Annotated in this window: 16 protein-coding genes; 8 read left to right on the top strand and 8 right to left on the bottom strand. The window is 61.2% G+C overall.

Annotation, left to right across the window (positions count from 1 at the left end; all coding sequences use genetic code 11):
• The first annotated feature begins 14 nt into the window (after positions 1 to 14).
• Positions 15 to 974 carry a transposase gene (locus AB0280_RS01215; protein WP_366366040.1) on the top strand — a complete coding sequence of 320 codons (960 nt, stop codon included), beginning with the start codon at positions 15 to 17 and terminating at the stop codon, positions 972 to 974.
• Positions 975 to 1,078: 104 nt separating this feature from the next.
• Here AB0280_RS01215 and AB0280_RS01210 read toward each other — a convergent pair whose 3' ends face one another.
• The 3 genes from AB0280_RS01210 to AB0280_RS01200 all read right to left on the bottom strand — a co-directional run bounded on the left by AB0280_RS01210 (position 1,079) and on the right by AB0280_RS01200 (position 2,806).
• On the bottom strand, positions 1,079 to 1,447 hold the full coding sequence (locus tag AB0280_RS01210) for a type II toxin-antitoxin system death-on-curing family toxin (RefSeq protein ID WP_307493453.1): 369 nt from the start codon (positions 1,445 to 1,447) through the stop codon (positions 1,079 to 1,081).
• Positions 1,444 to 1,650: a ribbon-helix-helix protein, CopG family gene (locus AB0280_RS01205; RefSeq protein ID WP_240685144.1), complete on the bottom strand. Its 207-nt coding sequence runs from the start codon at positions 1,648 to 1,650 to the stop codon at positions 1,444 to 1,446. Before AB0280_RS01205 ends, AB0280_RS01210 begins: the two co-directional genes overlap by 4 nt.
• 328 nt (positions 1,651 to 1,978) lie before the next feature.
• Entirely contained in the window at positions 1,979 to 2,806 is an 828-nt protein-coding gene (locus tag AB0280_RS01200) for a TDT family transporter (protein WP_366366039.1), read from the bottom strand.
• Between the two features lie 404 nt (positions 2,807 to 3,210).
• On the opposite strand from AB0280_RS01200, the gene AB0280_RS01195 reads away from it, so the two are divergent.
• Complete coding sequence (locus tag AB0280_RS01195; protein WP_307493447.1) at positions 3,211 to 3,684, top strand: winged helix-turn-helix transcriptional regulator; 474 nt, start codon at positions 3,211 to 3,213, stop codon at positions 3,682 to 3,684.
• A 116-nt stretch (positions 3,685 to 3,800) separates the two neighbouring features.
• Positions 3,801 to 4,307, top strand: coding sequence for a GNAT family N-acetyltransferase (locus AB0280_RS01190; RefSeq protein WP_307493445.1), 507 nt, complete (start codon positions 3,801 to 3,803; stop codon positions 4,305 to 4,307).
• Between the two features lie 427 nt (positions 4,308 to 4,734).
• Here AB0280_RS01190 and AB0280_RS01185 read toward each other — a convergent pair whose 3' ends face one another.
• The 4 genes from AB0280_RS01185 to AB0280_RS01170 form a co-directional block, all read right to left on the bottom strand.
• On the bottom strand, positions 4,735 to 4,905 hold the full coding sequence (locus tag AB0280_RS01185; RefSeq protein WP_307493443.1) for a hypothetical protein: 171 nt from the start codon (positions 4,903 to 4,905) through the stop codon (positions 4,735 to 4,737).
• 83 nt (positions 4,906 to 4,988) lie between these two features.
• Positions 4,989 to 5,627 (bottom strand): RraA family protein, encoded by a 639-nt coding sequence (locus AB0280_RS01180; RefSeq protein ID WP_307493441.1) that lies wholly within the window; start codon positions 5,625 to 5,627, stop codon positions 4,989 to 4,991.
• Between the two features lie 17 nt (positions 5,628 to 5,644).
• Entirely contained in the window at positions 5,645 to 6,634 is a 990-nt protein-coding gene (locus AB0280_RS01175) for a hydroxyacid dehydrogenase (RefSeq protein WP_307493439.1), read from the bottom strand.
• Between the two features lie 9 nt (positions 6,635 to 6,643).
• Entirely contained in the window at positions 6,644 to 7,957 is a 1,314-nt protein-coding gene (locus AB0280_RS01170; protein WP_307493437.1) for an MFS transporter, read from the bottom strand.
• A 157-nt stretch (positions 7,958 to 8,114) separates the two neighbouring features.
• Here AB0280_RS01170 and AB0280_RS01165 point away from each other — a divergent pair, with 157 nt between their 5' ends.
• Positions 8,115 to 9,701: an IclR family transcriptional regulator gene (locus AB0280_RS01165; protein WP_307493435.1), complete on the top strand. Its 1,587-nt coding sequence runs from the start codon at positions 8,115 to 8,117 to the stop codon at positions 9,699 to 9,701.
• A 221-nt stretch (positions 9,702 to 9,922) separates the two neighbouring features.
• On the top strand, positions 9,923 to 10,852 hold the full coding sequence (locus AB0280_RS01160) for a PhzF family phenazine biosynthesis protein (RefSeq protein ID WP_307493433.1): 930 nt from the start codon (positions 9,923 to 9,925) through the stop codon (positions 10,850 to 10,852).
• Between the two features lie 914 nt (positions 10,853 to 11,766).
• Here the strand turns inward: AB0280_RS01160 and AB0280_RS01155 are convergent.
• Positions 11,767 to 11,970 (bottom strand): hypothetical protein, encoded by a 204-nt coding sequence (locus AB0280_RS01155; RefSeq protein WP_307493431.1) that lies wholly within the window; start codon positions 11,968 to 11,970, stop codon positions 11,767 to 11,769.
• A gap of 656 nt (positions 11,971 to 12,626) precedes the next feature.
• Here AB0280_RS01155 and AB0280_RS01150 point away from each other — a divergent pair.
• From AB0280_RS01150 to AB0280_RS01140, 3 genes are all read left to right on the top strand, one after another.
• Entirely contained in the window at positions 12,627 to 13,655 is a 1,029-nt protein-coding gene (locus AB0280_RS01150) for a DUF4192 domain-containing protein (RefSeq protein WP_366366038.1), read from the top strand.
• 228 nt (positions 13,656 to 13,883) lie between these two features.
• Entirely contained in the window at positions 13,884 to 14,294 is a 411-nt protein-coding gene (locus tag AB0280_RS01145; RefSeq protein WP_307493427.1) for a hypothetical protein, read from the top strand.
• Between the two features lie 654 nt (positions 14,295 to 14,948).
• Positions 14,949 to 15,128: a hypothetical protein gene (locus tag AB0280_RS01140; protein ID WP_307493426.1), complete on the top strand. Its 180-nt coding sequence runs from the start codon at positions 14,949 to 14,951 to the stop codon at positions 15,126 to 15,128.
• The last annotated feature ends 1,356 nt before the right edge of the window (positions 15,129 to 16,484 follow it).

The following is a 16,484-nucleotide window of genomic DNA, read 5'->3' as shown; positions in this document are numbered from 1 at the left end:
CCCGCGACGGTGCCGTGGAATCCCTGCGCGTACTGCGCGCAGAGCGTGCCACCGCCATGCGTGCCCGGGTGGCCGTAATGGCCCAGGTCAAGACCCTCCTAATAACCGCACCCGAAACCATTCGCGCCAAGTACCGGGAAATGACGAGCCCGGCCCTGATGGCCGCACTCGAGAAAACACGGCCCGCTGGGGCACCGTCCGGGCCCCTGACCAGCACCGCGACGGTGCTCAAACGACTGGCCAACCGCTACCGGCACCTGCACCAGGAACTGGCACTGATCGACGCCGAACTCGACGCCATCCTTACCCTCCACGCACCGATGCTGCGCGACCTTCCAGGCGTAGGCACCGACGTCGCCAGCCAGCTTCTGGTCACCGTGGGCGATAACCCCGAACGCGTCACCACCGAAGCGAAGTTCGCCGCCCTCGTCGGCGTCGCGCCGATCCCCGCCTCATCGGGAAAGACGACCCGCCACCGGCTCAGCCGCGGAGGCGACCGGCAGGCCAACAAAGCCATCCACCGCGTGGTCCTCGTAAGGATGCGCTACGACAGCCGGACCCGCAGCTACGTTGCCAGGAGACGTCAGGAAGGAAAAAGCACCAAGGAAATCATGCGCTGCCTCAAACGCTACGTAGCCCGGGAAATCTATGAACAACTCCTCCACCCACAACCCGCCCCGAACCGCGGATCACTGCGGACGGTTCGGATTACCAAGCACCTGACCCTTCAGCAAGCCGCCGACGCCCTACACGCCTGGCCCACCACCTTGTCGCGACTGGAACGCGGACTCCGCCACGACAACGACCTCCACAAACGCTACGAAACCTGGCTCAACTACCAATCCCCGGCCAATCGTCCAGACACCAAACCGTCTGCTGGCCCGCGTGCTGCCCGCCTGACCGTGGACGCCAAGGATCCGGGGTCAAGGGCCGGCCGCAGGCCGTCGCGCAGCGATCGCAGCAGCGACCCTTGAGGCCGGAATGGCGGCCCACGGTAACCTCCACGGCACGTGGCCAAGCGACCATTGACAACAATAGGAGCATCATTGTCCACACCCCTTTCGGGGGCACTGAAGTACTACCGGGCCACCAGATGCCCAGAAATCTGGGCGGCGGAGTCCAGCAAGTCGATGGTGCCCGCGGCGACTCCGACGACGAGGTCGAAGCCCTCACCCGTGGTGAAGCTGTGCCGGTAACCATTGATCCAGAGCAACAGCACCATGAGCGTCCACGCCGTCCGCTTGTTTCCATCAATGAGTGGATGGAACCGGGCAACCGACTCCAACAACGCGGCCGCTTTCACTGCTAGTTCCGGATAAGCCTCCGCGCCCATGACAGTTGTCGCCGGCCTGGCCAATGCCGAGGCCAACAAGCCGACATCACGGATATGAAACCCGTACCGATCGACTACTTGAAGCGCATCCTCAATGTCCAGGTACGCGGTCACGCGTCCTCAAGGCGCTTCAGCAACTCAGCATCATGACTCATAACAAAATCAAGGCCCTCGCTGATTTCACGCCGGCGCGCGTGGCGCTGCAAAACCAACTCCGCCCCCTGCAACAGAAGCGCGGACTTAGACGTGTGTTCTTCGGCAGCCAACTTCTCCAGCCGCCGATCGAGGTCTTCAGGAACGCGGAGATTCATAGCCATGCCTTTATGGTACCAAGTCGGTACGAGCGCTTGGGTGGCTACGCTCTTTCAAACTCGAGACCCGTTCCCGGCTCCGGGCGACCCGCCCACCTGTCTCATAACTAAGGATGAGTACCCGATTTTCGCCAGAAGGTTATGAAACGTAGTTATGAGAATCGCGCTTGCCATAGCGTGTCCGAGATCCGCGCCAAGTTTCGGTTCGGTGCAGGTCATGAGGCTGTTCGCCCGTTGCGACGTCTCGTTTCCCAAGAGATACGAGACGGGAGGGTGAGTTCATTACACTCGCTTCGGGCCTGGTCGATTCGCGCCATGCGACCCTAAAACAGGGTCAGCCGCCTTCGTTTACAGTGTGGGACTTGTCTCGCTGTGTGCGGCTACCTCTAGATGCTGCGGTGCGGGCGGCAATGGCGAGGGTGAAGGCTGTTGCGAGACCCAGAATGGTCCAAGCATAAACTTCCCGGCCCGGGAGGCTGGTCGCCGCGAGCCAGCGGATGGCATAGTTGGTGGTTGCACCCACGGGGAAGGTAAACACCCAGAAAGCTGGCGTGAACCGGAGCTTGCGGTACTCGGCGAGGAGCATGACCTGCAGGAGCGTCATGATTGCCAGAACGCCGGTGAGGCCGAGCTGCACGGCGCCCATGGGGCCGGGGTGTGAGACCATCCACGCGATATTCGCTGCTGCAGGGGCAGCCAGGTATGCGGTGAGTCCGGGCTTGGCTGCGGGTGTCAGTTCGCCACCGGTCATGAGCCGGACGGTGACGACCGTTCCAACGAGAAGCCAAAAGAACATGCCAACACCAAACGTGGCTATGGCGGCATCATGGGCGTGGATGATGGAGAATCCGATGCTGGCGACAAAGGATCCGGCTACGGCGGGTAGCAGGTAGCCGGGATGGATGGACTGCATGGATACTCCGGCAGTGACCCAGTGGGCGAGGAGTTGGGCTGCGACGATGGCCAGCGCGGCGATGAACGCGCCACACACCCATGAACCCCAAGGCGGCAGGTATTGGCTGTAGTGGGAGGAAAGCAGGATCCCGACCAATGGAACGAAGGAGGCGAAAGGCCCTGCCACCTCGTGCTTGAGATCAGAACGGAATGTTCCTTTCCGCCGCAGGCCCCGGAACACGTACGTAGCGGTCAGGACCAACCACATGGCTGTGGCTGTTGCGTAGAGAATTTCCTCCGGCCAGAGGGGGCTCCGAGGTAGCTCCTCGCGGCGGACCAGCCGCCGCCCAGTCCTGCCAGCCCCAATGGAATGCCAAAACGGCTCAGAGCATGCACTCCTGGCTTAGCCGCTGGCGACTGGAGAGGGTCCTGAGTGGCCGGCGCCACGGCAATAGTGCTGGCACTTTGCGTCATCGTGCCAACGCATTCGGTTGATGGGGAAATGCAAGGAGCGCGCGGGCAACGGCGCCAGACAGCAGTGGCATGAATTCTCCTGGTCTCAATCAGGGCGGCGACGCGGATGCTGCGGCCCTCGAAAGTCAGATTAGTGGAGTAGGTTGGAAATTCCAACTTACTTGTATGCTTGGATAAAGCACTGAAAGCAGGGAATTCATGAATCCGACCGATATAGCGAAGTCGCGGCCTAGGGCGTGCTTCATCGCAGCAGGACTTGAGGTTCTGGGTGAGCGGTGGGCACTACTGGCCCTTCGGGAAATGTCCTTGGGGGTCCATCGTTTCGACCAGATAGCCCTCAATACCGGTGCTTCGCGTGACATCCTGACAAGCCGGCTACGGACCTTGGAAGACCACGGCATTATCGAGCGCATCCAATATTCTGAGCGCCCCCCGCGCCATGAGTACCACCTCACAAAGTCAGGGGCCGAGGTGGCTCCCATCCTCGTATCACTCGCAGCGTGGAGCAGCACCTGGATGCGCGACGAGACACCACGCGCCTCCTACCGGCACAGTTGCGGGGCCAACTTGAAACCGGTGCTGACCTGCGCGGAATGCGGCGAGGAATTTAAAGTGGGCAGCCTAATGCTGGGGCCGCTCGTGTCAGCGGCCGACGTGACCCCCGTGGATTAGTAGAGGAAAATTCGAAAAACTGAACACGCCTAGGTCGTCCCCTGCATCCGCACGAACCATCGAATGTTGACATGACGCACATCAAGAGGAGTTAGATGTCCGGTAATCCAGCGGCAGTGACACTCGAAATAGTTGACTATGAAGACCCAAGAGCAGTCCGCCTGCGGGATCTGCTAACCAACGAGCTTCTCGCCCGCTACGCTACCGAAAAAGAGCCACAGCTTTCCGAAGCTGCCAGGGAAGCCTTGTCCATGCCACCACAGGATTTCATTGCCAACGTGCTGGTACTCAACGCCGTCGGTGAACCCATAGCGCACGGTGCTCTTCGCCAGTTGAACGGCCAGTGGGAGGTCAAGAGGGTCATTACAGACCCTGCAGCCAGAGGTACTGGCGCAGCCACCGTACTCATGGCTGAACTTGAGAGGATTGCCGCCCGCGCCGGCGCCCGCCGCGTTATCCTCCAAACCGGAGGCAAGCAGCCCGAAGCTGAAGCCCTTTACCGGAAACTTGGATACCAGCGGATACCAACCTACCCTCCCTACGAGCACGCCATCCCGACTTCAATCTGCTTCGCAAAACAGCTTGAGCCTATGCCGCCCCCATCCATTGTCGGCCTGGAATAGACATCCGACCGCGGACAGAAAGCGTCCATCGCTGACATGGGCTATTCGTCTCGCTCCAACGACGACAGTGGCCCTTTCGTAAGCCACGGCCGATTGGCTACGGCACAACTACAAAGCGGGAAGGAAAGTGCTTCCAAAACCAAAGCCCGTAGCTACGTGCACCTAGGGTGTCTCGAAACCCCCATTGCCTCAAAACGCAAGGGATACAAGACAGCCTCACAGTTGAGTCTGCGGCGCGGAGCGATCACAAGAATGCAGACGAGTCCTATTTATGTAGAGGTCAGCAGGGTGCCGTGTGCTTGGTTTAACAGGTGCGATCGGGTGGTGCCGCTTTGAAGATTTGGCTAACGGTCATGCGGTAGTTGAGGTCACCGCTGAGCTCCTGGGGCGTAACCCATACTTCGTGGCCTTCAGCCGCCTCGAACATTCAGCGTGAGTTCTTGCTATCGGCGGCGATCCAGAGTGCGGAAGAGTCCGGCATGGCGTCTTCAACGAAGCCGGTTCTGAGCACTTGGCCGTTGTAGCGGATTTCTACCAGGGCGTTGACCAAGAGTGACCATTCGGTGTGCTTACGGGCGGTTGTCGGCTTCAGTGTCATTGCTTTCCAGAGGCAGAAGGCAGCAATGGCGGCAGTCCGGTTCGGCCCGGGCCGCCGCCACTGCTTGAGTCGGACGGGTGTTTCTAGGGGGCAGATTCTGTTATGCGGGAGCGGATCTGTCGTTCGAGGTTCTCCTGGCCCGGGAGGGCCTGAAGAGTTTCGGTGAGTTCGGATTGCGGAATGACGACGATGCCGTCCTGATCGCCGATGACGACGTCTCCGGGGTTGCAGACAACGTTTCCGCAGGCGATTGGTTTGCCGACGTAGCCCGGTCCGTTCTTGGAGGGACCGGCGGGGACAACGGCACGGGCGAACACGGCGATTCCCATGTCGTTCATTTCTTCGACGTCCCTGACCGCGCCGTCAATGATCACACCGCGGACGCCTTTGTGCAGGCAGATCTCTGCGAGGATTCCGCCGAAGACGGACCGGTTGGTGACGCCGTTACCGGAGATGACCAGCACGTCGCCGGGTTTTGCTTCGTCCAGGCCGCGGTGGATGGCGAGGTTGTCGCCTTCCCACGTCTGGATGGGCAGGACCGTGCCGGCAAGGCGGGTGCCGGGTGTGAGGCAGCGGATGTCGGCGGACATCATGTCCATGCGTTTGCGCACGTCCCCGATCAATGCCGGCGGGTAAGCGGCGAGGGACTGAACGATGTCTCGGGAGGGTCGGGGCCATTCGGGGTAGACGGCGATGTTGTCTGCCGGGGCGTTGATGTACACGTGGTTCCTTGATCGGGTTAGACGGCGAGCTTTTGCAGGTCGTCGGCGTTGACTGGAAAGGTTGGTGTGTTGCCGGCCAGCACCGCCTTGACCTCGGCCCAGGATTTGGTTCCGGCTTCGAGGAACGCCTCCTGGGTTTGGCCGGCTATGTGCGGGGTAACGACGAGGTTTGGTACTTCTCCTAGGGGAACGCGGGTGTGGGCCAGCGGGTCCTTCATGTCTTTGCTTTCGGCTTCGAGGACATCCAGCGCTGCGCCAGCAATCTGTCCCTCTGTGAGGGCATCCACGAGAGCGTCCTCATCGATCAGACCACCTCGTGAAGTGTTGATCAGCACTGCCGTGTTTTTCATCAGGCTCAGCTCGCGGGCGCCGATCATATGCCGGGTGCCCGGTAGCAGCGGCGCGTGCAGGGTGATGACGTCCGAACCGTCGTAAAGGGTGTCCAGTTCGACAAGGTCCGCTCCTGCGGCTGCGGCATCCTCAGTGGTCGTGACCGGGTCGGAAACAAGGATCCGCATGCCGAAGCCCTTGGCGATCGCGGCGACGCGCTTGCCGATGGCACCGAAACCGATGATGCCGACCGTGCGTCCTGAAAGTTCAAACCCGATCAGGTCGGCCTTGTTTTCGGACCAGTTACCGGCCTGGACACGGTCCGCGGCGGCCCATACCTTCCTGGCTTCGGTGAGCAGGAGCGCGAAGACGTGCTCGGCGACGGCGTTGCTGTTGGCCCCGGGTGTGGTGGTCACCCAGACGCCGAGTTCGGTTGCTGCCTGAATGTCAACGTTGTTCGTGCCGACACCATGGCGGGCGATGATCTTGAGCCGGGGCGAGGCCTCGATGATCTCGCGGGTGAAGTTTTCGGCCCGGAGGATGACGCCGTCGATCCTTTCACTGACGCTGAGGTAGTCGACTTTGCCCGGTCCGTAGCCGAGATGGACGTTGGCGGTGGCTTGGATGTCGGTGAGGACGTCCGGGTGGATGGGGTCCGAGACGTAGATGTTGGTCAACGGGGTGGCCTATCGGTAGAGGTGTTCTGAGGTGGCGTCGTTCTTCTTGACCAGGAGTCCGACGACGAGGAGTCCGAGCAGGCCGGCCGCAACGAGGACGAAGGCAGGGACGAAGGTGTTCCCGGTTTGGTCGATGAGCCAGGTGGCGAAGTAGGGGCCCGCTCCGCCGCCGATGACAGCCCCGACGCTGTGGCCGAAGGCAACGCCGGTGTGCCGGATGCGGGTCGGGTAGAACTCGAGCATGGAACCGTAGGTGCCGGCCTGGCAGAGAGCGTAGGGAATGATTCCAAGCCCGAGGCCGAGCAGCGCCAGCGCGAAGGAATGCTGGTTCATCAGCGCAAAGGACGGAATCGAGATGACGGCGTAGGCGATGTAGGACCACAGCAGGACCTTTCGGCCTCCGATGTGGTCGCCCAACTGTCCGGCGAAGGGGATCAGGACCGCAGCGAAGATCACGGCGAGCAGCACAATGGTGGCTGCTTCGCTCTTCTTGAAGCCAAGGACTTCGCTGAAGTAGACGGCAACGAAGACCGTGCCGATGTAGGTACCGAGGTTCTGGACGAGTGAGATGGTGGTGACCTTGGCCAGGGCCTTCGGGTACTTGGTCAGGACTTCCCGGAACGGCTTCTCGGCCGTGGTGTCCTTGTCCTTGATGGCTGTGAATTCGGGGCTGTCTTCAATCTTCAGCCGCAGGATGAGGCAAAGGATGCCCAGCGGCAGGGCGAGCAAGAATGGGATTCGCCATCCCCAGTCGCTCATGGCTGCTGCCGGCATGGTCGCGGCCGCCAAGGCTGCAAGACCAGCGGCAAGGCCCTTACCGAACTGGGCGATGCCCGGGATCATCGAGACGTACAGCGATCGCTTGTTTGGTTCGGCCCACTCGCGGATGTACGCTGCGGCGCCGCCGATTTCACCGCCCGTGGAGAAGCCCTGCAGCATGCGCAGGATCACCAGCAGGATGGGGGCCAAAGCGCCGATCTGCGTGAAGCCCGGAAGGAGCCCGGTCAGCGTGGCTGCAGCGCCCATGCAGGTGATGCTGGCGATCAGGCTGTAGCGGCGTCCTTTTTTGTCGCCAAGGCGGCCGAAGAATACGGCGCCCAGCGGGCGGACGACGAACGCTGAGCCGAAGACCAGCAACGTGTCTAGCAGCGACATGAGCGGGTCCTTGCTGGGGAAGAACACGGTCGCCAGGGTCGCGGCAACATAGCCGTAGACGCTGAAGTCGTAGTACTCGATGAAGGTGCCGAAGGCGGCAACGCCGGTCGCCTTCTTGGCTTTTTTCCGCCGTGCCAGGTCCGGCGCGGCCAATGTGGGGGTAGTCATTCGAAGACCTCTCTGTCTACGAGATTGAGAAAAATGGGACGCTGTCTCATTTCGGGGTTGATTAAAGAATGCATGTGCTCCAAGCCACTGTCAAGCGGGCCCTGTTCCGTCCTCGCGCGTTCCGGGTGCGCGCCGTCTGTCGTGAAATACTTGCCTAATGGAGGAACGGGACCCGCAAGCAGCGCAGCGGGACGGCTCAAAAGAAGTCGTCGCCGTCCTTGAGGCCGTCATCGGCCGAACCGGCTACGGCTGGGGCGTCCGGGAGCTCGCCGAGGAACTCAGCGCCAGCAGGAGTACAATCAACCGCATCCTGAGCCGACTCGTGGACGAACGCTTTGTCTCTCGTGACGCCTCTGGCGCTTACATTCTTGGACCACGCCTGAAAGTCCTCTCCCGAGCACTTCAGAAGGGCCACCCCCTGTTCACGGAGGGCTCCCGCATCCTCTCCCGCTTGAGCCAGTCATCGGGGGCAACAGCACTGATGGCGGTCGAAACCGGGAAACCGGAAGAGTGCTTCGTGCTGGCGACGCTGGAACCCGACGTCCCCGTCCGGTATACACTCACCCCCGGCTCAATCGTCCCAACCCATGCCGGTGCTCTAGGCTTGGCTGTCCTGTCCCGCCGGGGAACGACCGGGCTGCCCCCTGAACTGAAGAAATACACCGAAGCCTCCATGGACAGCCGCGGACGGATCGAAAAAGCGCTGGAGAGCTACGCTTCCGTGGGCGCGGTGGTCAGCATCGGACAGCACATCCCCGACGCCGCGGGCATCGCGGTCCCCTTCACCGTCAGCGACCACCTCATCGGCTCACTCTCCCTGTCCAGGCCCCGCAACGAGTTCGAGGAATCTTCGATCGCTCCTGGCGCTAAAACGCTGCGCGAAGCCGCGAAAGAACTGGAGAGCATACTCCGCTCCAGCCACGCGTCGGTACAAACCCCAGCACTGCGCCCGGCAGAATCCTCCGCCCTCATTGACCGGATCGTCGCGATTATCACGACGTTTTGCGGCCAGCCGTTGGCCGAACTGACACTGCCTGACCTTTCCACTCTGTGGGGGACGCGGTCAGTGGCCACACGGCGTCTCGCCGAATCGGCTTCCGACGTAGGGCTGATGACAAAGTCCAATGAACGCACCTGGACCATTGGGCCCACACTGCTGCGGTGGTCCGCAGCACTTGGCATCAATCACGAGCTGTCCGAAATCATTGACGAGGACCTCCAGTCCCTCAGCGAACAGACCGGCGAAACCATCACTCTCGCCCTCTATGACGCCGACGAAGAAAGCGCCCACATCGCAAGGTCCCACGTCGGCGCCCGCAACGTCCGCTACGTCCTGGATGAAGGATCCGAAATACCACTCACAGCTGGGGCAGCAGGCAAGGCAATCCTCGCCTACCTGCCCCAGACCGTCAGCGCCTTGACCAAAGCCGGTATACAAGCAGAAGAGCTGGAGCACATAAGTGCACAAGGATGGGCCGCCACCGACAGCGAAAGAGTCCCCGACGCGCACGGTATAGCAGCCCCCTTTTTCATAAACGGGATGGTCAGGGGATCAGTTACGGCTACCGTTCCCAACCACCGTATCGCCGGCATCCCAGCCGAAGAGCTCGTCGCCGCCGTCGTTCAAACAGCACACCGGCTCACCCGCTTGCTCTCCACCGACCCGCAGACGCCACCAGCCCACGAACAATCCAAATCCACGAAGCCCCAGGAAACCCGAACACCGGTGTCCATGGCCGGATAACGGCCGCCGTCGACCCGCGCCGGACGCCGCCCCGCGAAACACTGCCAATCCCTGAACTCCGGCCACTGTCTCATAACCCAGATGCCTCGAATCCCTAGGGTTTCGAGACCGATTGATGTGAAGCGTTTAGGGCACCGCTGTTAAGTTTGCCGTCATGTAGCGGCATTTTTTGATCGGTAAGTGTCGCTAGTTTGCAGATGACGAGGGTGTGACTGGGTTCAATGGACCTGGCGGCGGTCGACTATATCCCAGAGGCAGGGAAGGATTACAACATGGAGAACAGCACTGAAGTACTGCGATATGCCGCCTTTGCAGATACCCCGGAGGGGGGCAATCCCGCAGGTTTGGTCCTGGATGCCCGGCATTTAGACGATGCGGCTATGCAGGCCATTGCTGGCGCTGTCGGATATGCGGAGACAGCGTTCGTGACTGATCCAGCTGTCGGGGGCGACCCCCGGCGCAGCCGCGTCCGGTACTTCTCACCCATCGCGGAGGTACCGTTCTGCGGCCATGCCACCATCGCACTGGCCGTTGCGCTCAGCACACGCATCGGTGCCGGAACCGTCGCATTCGACACCCCCGTCGGTCCTGTCGTCATCGAGACCGAAGGCGAGGGCGTGCAGACCAAAGCCTCGTTCACTGCCATTGAACCCCGAATCAATACATTCAGCGCTGGAGTCCTTGCAGAGCTCCTGGGACTGCTGAGAATCGCTGAGGAAGATCTCGATCCCGCCTTCCCACCACGCATCGCATACTCAGGCAACTGGCATCCGGTGTTGTTCATCGCCCATCGCCAAGTCTTCGATTCCTTGGACTTCGACCCGGACGCCGTCCGCCAGCTCATGAACGTCAACAACTGGACGACGGTGTCGGTCCTGCAAAGGCTCGCCGAGCAGGAATTCGAAGCGAGAAACCTCTTCCCTGTCGGTGTGATGGCCGAGGACCCCGCCACAGGATCGGCCGCCGCGGCGGTCGGCGGCTACCTTCGCATCCTGGGCCTCGTAGAACCACCGGCCAAAATTTTCATCCAGCAAGGCCGCCACGTCGGCAGGCCCGGACTCCTGACCGTCACCATTCCCCCCACCGGCGGAATCATGGTCAGCGGCACGGCAGCGCTAATCCCGAACCCCCTCCCGCCGGTAGGGGGCTAAACAGCTTTCCCGGCAGCCATCCTGTCCGGGTTGATAATCATGCCAGTGAGTATCACCGCACGAGAGGGAGCCAGCGCCGGGCAGGAAGCAGGCGCACCCTGGCAGGCCGCCGATGCCCTTCTCCCATTCGGGCTTGACTTGTCTCATAACCTATACGGCTCGAATCCCTAGCGTTTCGAGACAGTCGACCGGCGCATGCCGTGAGTGTGTGCCTCGAGTGGTGCGTGCTTTAGCATCTGAAGGATCGGCCTAGCGATCGAGGGTGGCATTAGCGCTGCGCGAAAAGACGGCCGTTTATTGCTGCGACGGACAGCGCAAAAAGCGCCGAAAACTGCAGACGTAAATGTTGACACTGTCAACACCATCTTTGACAGGACTACGGCTGGAATGGGACTAGCAGGGGCCGGCGCGATCGCATCGAAGAATTGCCTGCACAGAAAATCGTCGCGGTCATGTCGTCTTCGATCTCCCGGCACATGAATAGGTGTAGGCCAGCTCGGGTCTACCCGACAGAACCGGAAGGCGGAATAGCCTAACGCCCATTTCAGCAGGCGGAGCGCCCACCAGCCAGGACACTGAACCCGCCACCCCACACACCTGCATAGGCTCCCCGACAGCTAGGCTAAAGCCAGCACCCCCAGCGTCAGAGGCGCCCAAGCGCAAGCTTTGTACACACGTCAAAGCTAAATCGCCTTTGACCTGCGGAAACACTGTGCCCGATGTGGGACTCGAACTGCATGCCCGGCCTTGCAATCCTTGGGAAACCCCGAAAACATGCGGGATCCGGGGCAGTCCAACCGATGTCCGACCCACTTCGACGGCGAGGGTGTGGACATTGTCCACACCATCATTGGCCGCTGAAATGGGTCCCAGGCGCTCAGCCGGCGTGGCCGGCCCGGTACGCCTAGGTAGGGTTAGGGTGCTGGTGCTACAACATCCTCCAGCACTGACCTGTCGAAGAAACGGATTTCACCCGTTGCCTCGAAGAACACCGGAACTACTGATGTGCTCAGGTCTTTAGACGTTTCATAGATTTCAGGCGCACCCCCATGCTTCCTGGCAATTGTTCCAACCAGCTCGGTACCGCGAACCCGAACAGTTCGATATTTGTAGCTCATTCGTGACTCCTTCGTCGTCTAGGGCGCACCCTACCCCGTTGCACTGCCGCTGCGGTAGGTCGGCTCCTATGACGCCAACACCATTGGTAGTGGCGGCTTCGGATTCGAATCCTGTCGCTGTCGCAGTAGAAATACCTGCCGTGCTAAAGGGCAGGCGTGAAATTCACGGAGGCATCCACCCTTCCACCCTTCTCCTGGAAACGGCCACCGTCGGGCAGCGCCCCGAGCCGACAGGGAGCTAACAGCCCTCGGCCGAGACACGTGCGAACTCTGTGGCCGGACGGGACTGACCGAGCGGAAACACGAACGAGGCGCCTTGCAAACGGATCATTGCTGATGCCGAAGTCATGCCGCTTCGTTCCTTCGCTTCGATAGACAAGTGGAAGTTCCATCGCTGCTTGTCATTCTGATAGGTCCCATGATCGCTGGGCGGGTCCTCCGCGCAACCAGGGCGCTACCGCGCCGGCCCCGAAACCGAAAACTTCTCCACACTCACAGTAGAAACAGTTCCTGGGGATGAAGTTTTCGAACCCGGTCCCGGTACCCCAAGTTGCACTCCGACCCCTAACCCCAGCGGGTGGTCCCCTACCAGAACGACGCCCACCACCAACAACCGCAGAACAACCATGCAACACAAGGGTGAAAGAAACGGGATCATGGAAAAGCTCACCATCAAGACACCACCGGATGTGCTCAGCTTCATCGGGCACACACTCGGCTTCTGGCCGAAGGAAAGCCTGGTCTGCATCACCCTGAACGAGAACAGCGTCGGCGCGACACTGCGCATCGACTTGCCCCGCCAGCCCGGCCAGGAACTCCCTTACGCCCGAACCGTCGCCCACTACCTTACGTCCGACACGACCGCCACGTCACTCCTCTTTGCCGTCTACACCAGCGAACCCACCCAGCCCGGTCAACCCAGACCCCATGCCGGCACCATCGCCGCCCTCACCGGCGTCCTCGCCGAACAGGGCATCACCATCCGCGACGGCCTCTTCGTCGGAGACGACACCTTCTCCCCCTACGACGCCGAACCGGGCCACGAACTCGCCCTGCCTGTCAGCGACACCCAAACCAGCGCCCTCAACGCCGAATTCAGCTACCGTGGCAGCGCCATCCAACCCACCGACGAAATCACCCTCCCCACCACAAGGCACGAGACAGCCAAAGCCATGGCCGTCGAACAGCACATGGAAAGTATCAGGAACCAGCAAGACCGCGAAGCAGTCCGGAACGGGCGGAAACTCTGGGCCGACATGCTCGACTCCACCTCATTTCCAAGCGATGACGACTGCCACGCCCTGGTCGCGCACCTGCAATTTCCCGGCATTCGCGACCGCCTCATCGCAGACATCCCCGGCCTGGATGAACCCATGCAAGACATCCTGTTCGCCCAAACCGAGGCCGCCCCGAAATGGTCACGCATTGAATGGGCACAACAACTGCTCCTCCACGCCTACACCCGCACCAGCCCAGAGCACGCAGCCCCCGTCCTCACCACCATCGGCTACATCAATTGGTGGGAAGGCAGAGGAAGCAAAGCACACCAGTTCCTCCAACTCGCCCTGGACACCGACCCCGCTTACCGCCTCGCACGCCTCAGTGATCAGATGGTTGGTTCAGGCCTCGTCGCCGGATGGAACATGAACAAAGACACCGCCTATAAGTCACTCCGCTTCGACTAATCCTTATTCAGTGGACCAACCTGCGATGGGCAACAATCCCGAACCGGCTAGGTCACTGTCTGCTGGCATCCGAACCTTTCCGGCAGCTTTACGAAAGATCCATTATCGGCTTTCGAATTGTGCAGGGGGAGAGGCCGAAAAGGAGCCCAATTTCACCTGCCCACGATCGTTCTCTTCGTGGCCCCGGCTTCTCTTGACGGCGCCTCGGGGTCAAGCTAGCTTGACCCCATGGACAACGAGGCTGGGTCTGTCGAGCAAGCTCTCAACGGCGGTGACGTCCACGAGCTGCTCAGAGTCTGGGAAGACTTCAACCGTGGCGAGACCTGGCGTGAAGTGTCCGTAACCGGCAGCGATCAGGCGCGGGAGGCGGCAGCTCATTTCCTCTCGGAGGTATCAGAAGTCGCAGCGCTGGAGGCGCTGCGTGCCAACGCCAAGGCCGTCGAACTGCTCACGGCCAGGCGCTGGCATGTCGTGAAATCCGCCCGCGAAGCTGGCGCTACTTGGGCCCAGATCGGCGAAGCGCTGGGAATCACGAAACAAGCTGCCCATGACTTCTACCGCCGCAAGATCGAAGAGCAGGAAAAGTACCTGCCGGACCTTCACGACACGGCGGCCGCGCGCGCCGTCCTGGACGACTGACCGCGCACAGGACCGCACGGATTCCCAAGCGCTCCATTCCCGGGGAAATCTGGGCAAACGCGCCGCTCCCCCAGGTTGACGGAATCACCACTATCGGCTCTTGGAAGCGGCCGGGGCGGTGCCACTTCGCGGCGTTCCGTGCTGCCCGTGAGTCTCCGCCGCGAGCGACTTTCGGCCGCTTATCGGCCTCCCGGGCACTCGCGGATTCTCCAGCCTTCATCCGCCGTCAAGCCGGAGGTCCGCGACCTGCAAGGAGCGGGCTCCTCGGTTGAATGTGACTGCCCCGGGCTGGTGATCGTGGCCTGCCCGATAGCAACGTGCGGTCTGTTCGTACTGAGGAGTAACATTCGGGTCCTTCGGCCCTAACGGGAAGCGCCGTGCCGAGTGGACTTTGGAATTGTGCATCCCATATTGGTCGACCTTCCCGCCGCGTGTGGGGGGCACTTGTCGTGACAGAGGTTCACTGCCCTGAGTGCGGCGCGCCGGTCATCACCAGGACTCTGGAGAAGCACACTTTGGATGACGGGCTCGAACTCGTGGAGGTCCCGCACCGCTGCAGCAACCCCACCTGCCCTTATCACCACGGGCCGTTCCCATACGGCGCCTTCAGGTTGCGGGACCACAAGGAGTAGCCAGCCGCTCTATTCTTGACGCATGGAGACCTATCGGCTCGCATACACGAACGGCGCTGACATCACGATCTTTGATTCAGCCGAGACCGTGGAGGCCGTGTCCCTCGCTGATGACTTCGACAAGCGCCACGGCAGCAGCGCGACTACCTTGTGGGTTCGGCAAAGCGACGGGAGCTGGGCCGCCGTGGAACGGAGGCACTAAAGCGGCAGAGGCCCCCCAATAGGTCCCTCTGCCGCGCAGAAACACCCAGTGCAAGGGCAGTTCCTGGCGCTCATGCTAGCGAATGGATCGGAGAAGCAGAAGACCCCGAGTCCTTGGGGGGGTGGCTCGGGGTCTTGCTGGCTTCTCCAGACACCGGTAACCGGTGCCGTACTCGCCACATTCAGGTTACCGCTGAGTATCCCCCTTCGGCAACGTGCATAGGCAACGCCTTCCTGCCCGTCCTGTTCATGGTCGCCGTGCTGATCTCCGGCAAGCCCGTCCTGCCCCAGGCCGACCAAGGCCACCTACATCTACCTCACTGCACTGGCCATCCTGCTGACCCTGGCCTACCTCCTCGGCATCCTTTTCAGACCCAACAAGAAACGCCTCGGCATCGGCACCGACTCCCTCGTCGTCCTCATCCTCTACCTGGTAGGGGTCGCCGGGCACTTCGACGTTGCCTTCGGCTCATGACCGATCAAACTAATCGAGCCAGCGGAAAGGGACCGTCAGGCGAGCTGAGCGATGACGGGTTTGTCGGTGGCGGACCTCGCCCACCAGGGCCGGACGAGGGTTGGCTCAGTCTTACGTCGCACCAGCCAGAAGCTGGGCCCGCACGGAGCCCTGATCCTGACATTGAGGCTCGGGCTGGCGAATAGTGGCCCTGCTCACCACCTTGTTCACAGCCGTTTATGTACCCGTTCTAAACCCCAGGACTGGAGTTGTTGGCTCGATTGATCTGTTAAGGGTCGCATCAGCAAATTTCACCTTGGCGACAAACAACGGGCAAGTCGTACTGCCATTGCCTCGGGCTTCTTGTGCCTCGGTGCCAAATATCCGCGTCGTTTAGGTAGGACCGGTAGCGCTGCAAGCCTAAACTTTCCATACCTAGGGAATCCGGACGTAACCGATTTTGCGCGCCGTTAGAACAGCAGGAGCATGAACGATGGCACTAAGAGACGAGTGGGACAGCCTTAGTTCGGAGGCACGGGCCTGGCTTCTCGGTAATCCTGGCCGGGTGCTCGTTCCACAAGCGATTACGGCCGCGATTCAGAAGGATTTAGCGAGGTCGATCGACGTTGACGGGCATGGGCAGATGATCCTTACCTGTGATGACCAGGAATTCGTTCGAGCAGAGGGACGACGATCTGGGAACCAGATATAGGTCGAACGGCTCTGGGCCAGAAATGCCACTAGGCAAGTCGTGTTTCTTCTCTTCCCAGGCCGCAATCCCGCTCTACCTCTCACAGGAGCTTCGCCGTTTCACACCTGCCATAACTAAAACCGGCTAGAGCTGCATCATTGAGTACTGGCTACTGCTTCACAGAGGACACGACGTTCCTCGATCACGGCAGG

Origin of the sequence: Pseudarthrobacter sp. 902506025 (assembly GCF_040702325.1) — a bacterium.
Classification (GTDB): Bacteria; Actinomycetota; Actinomycetes; order Actinomycetales; family Micrococcaceae; genus Arthrobacter.
Note: the sequence above shows the minus strand (reverse complement) of the source record. Positions and strands in the feature narration are given on the sequence as shown.

Bases quoted from the DNA above. Each gene is read 5' to 3' on its own strand.
- AB0280_RS01150 (WP_366366038.1), top strand. From the start codon at position 12,627: ATGGAAAAGCTCACCATCAAGACACCACCGGATGTGCTCAGCTTCATC.
- AB0280_RS01170 (WP_307493437.1), bottom strand. From the start codon at position 7,957: ATGACTACCCCCACATTGGCCGCGCCGGACCTGGCACGGCGGAAAAAA.
- AB0280_RS01160 (WP_307493433.1), top strand. From the start codon at position 9,923: ATGGACCTGGCGGCGGTCGACTATATCCCAGAGGCAGGGAAGGATTAC.
- AB0280_RS01165 (WP_307493435.1), top strand. From the start codon at position 8,115: ATGGAGGAACGGGACCCGCAAGCAGCGCAGCGGGACGGCTCAAAAGAA.
- AB0280_RS01200 (WP_366366039.1), bottom strand. From the start codon at position 2,806: ATGTGGTTGGTCCTGACCGCTACGTACGTGTTCCGGGGCCTGCGGCGG.
- AB0280_RS01145 (WP_307493427.1), top strand. From the start codon at position 13,884: ATGGACAACGAGGCTGGGTCTGTCGAGCAAGCTCTCAACGGCGGTGAC.
- AB0280_RS01185 (WP_307493443.1), bottom strand. From the start codon at position 4,905: ATGACACTGAAGCCGACAACCGCCCGTAAGCACACCGAATGGTCACTC.
- AB0280_RS01140 (WP_307493426.1), top strand. From the start codon at position 14,949: ATGGAGACCTATCGGCTCGCATACACGAACGGCGCTGACATCACGATC.
- AB0280_RS01155 (WP_307493431.1), bottom strand. From the start codon at position 11,970: ATGAGCTACAAATATCGAACTGTTCGGGTTCGCGGTACCGAGCTGGTT.
- AB0280_RS01195 (WP_307493447.1), top strand. From the start codon at position 3,211: ATGAATCCGACCGATATAGCGAAGTCGCGGCCTAGGGCGTGCTTCATC.
- AB0280_RS01205 (WP_240685144.1), bottom strand. From the start codon at position 1,650: ATGGCTATGAATCTCCGCGTTCCTGAAGACCTCGATCGGCGGCTGGAG.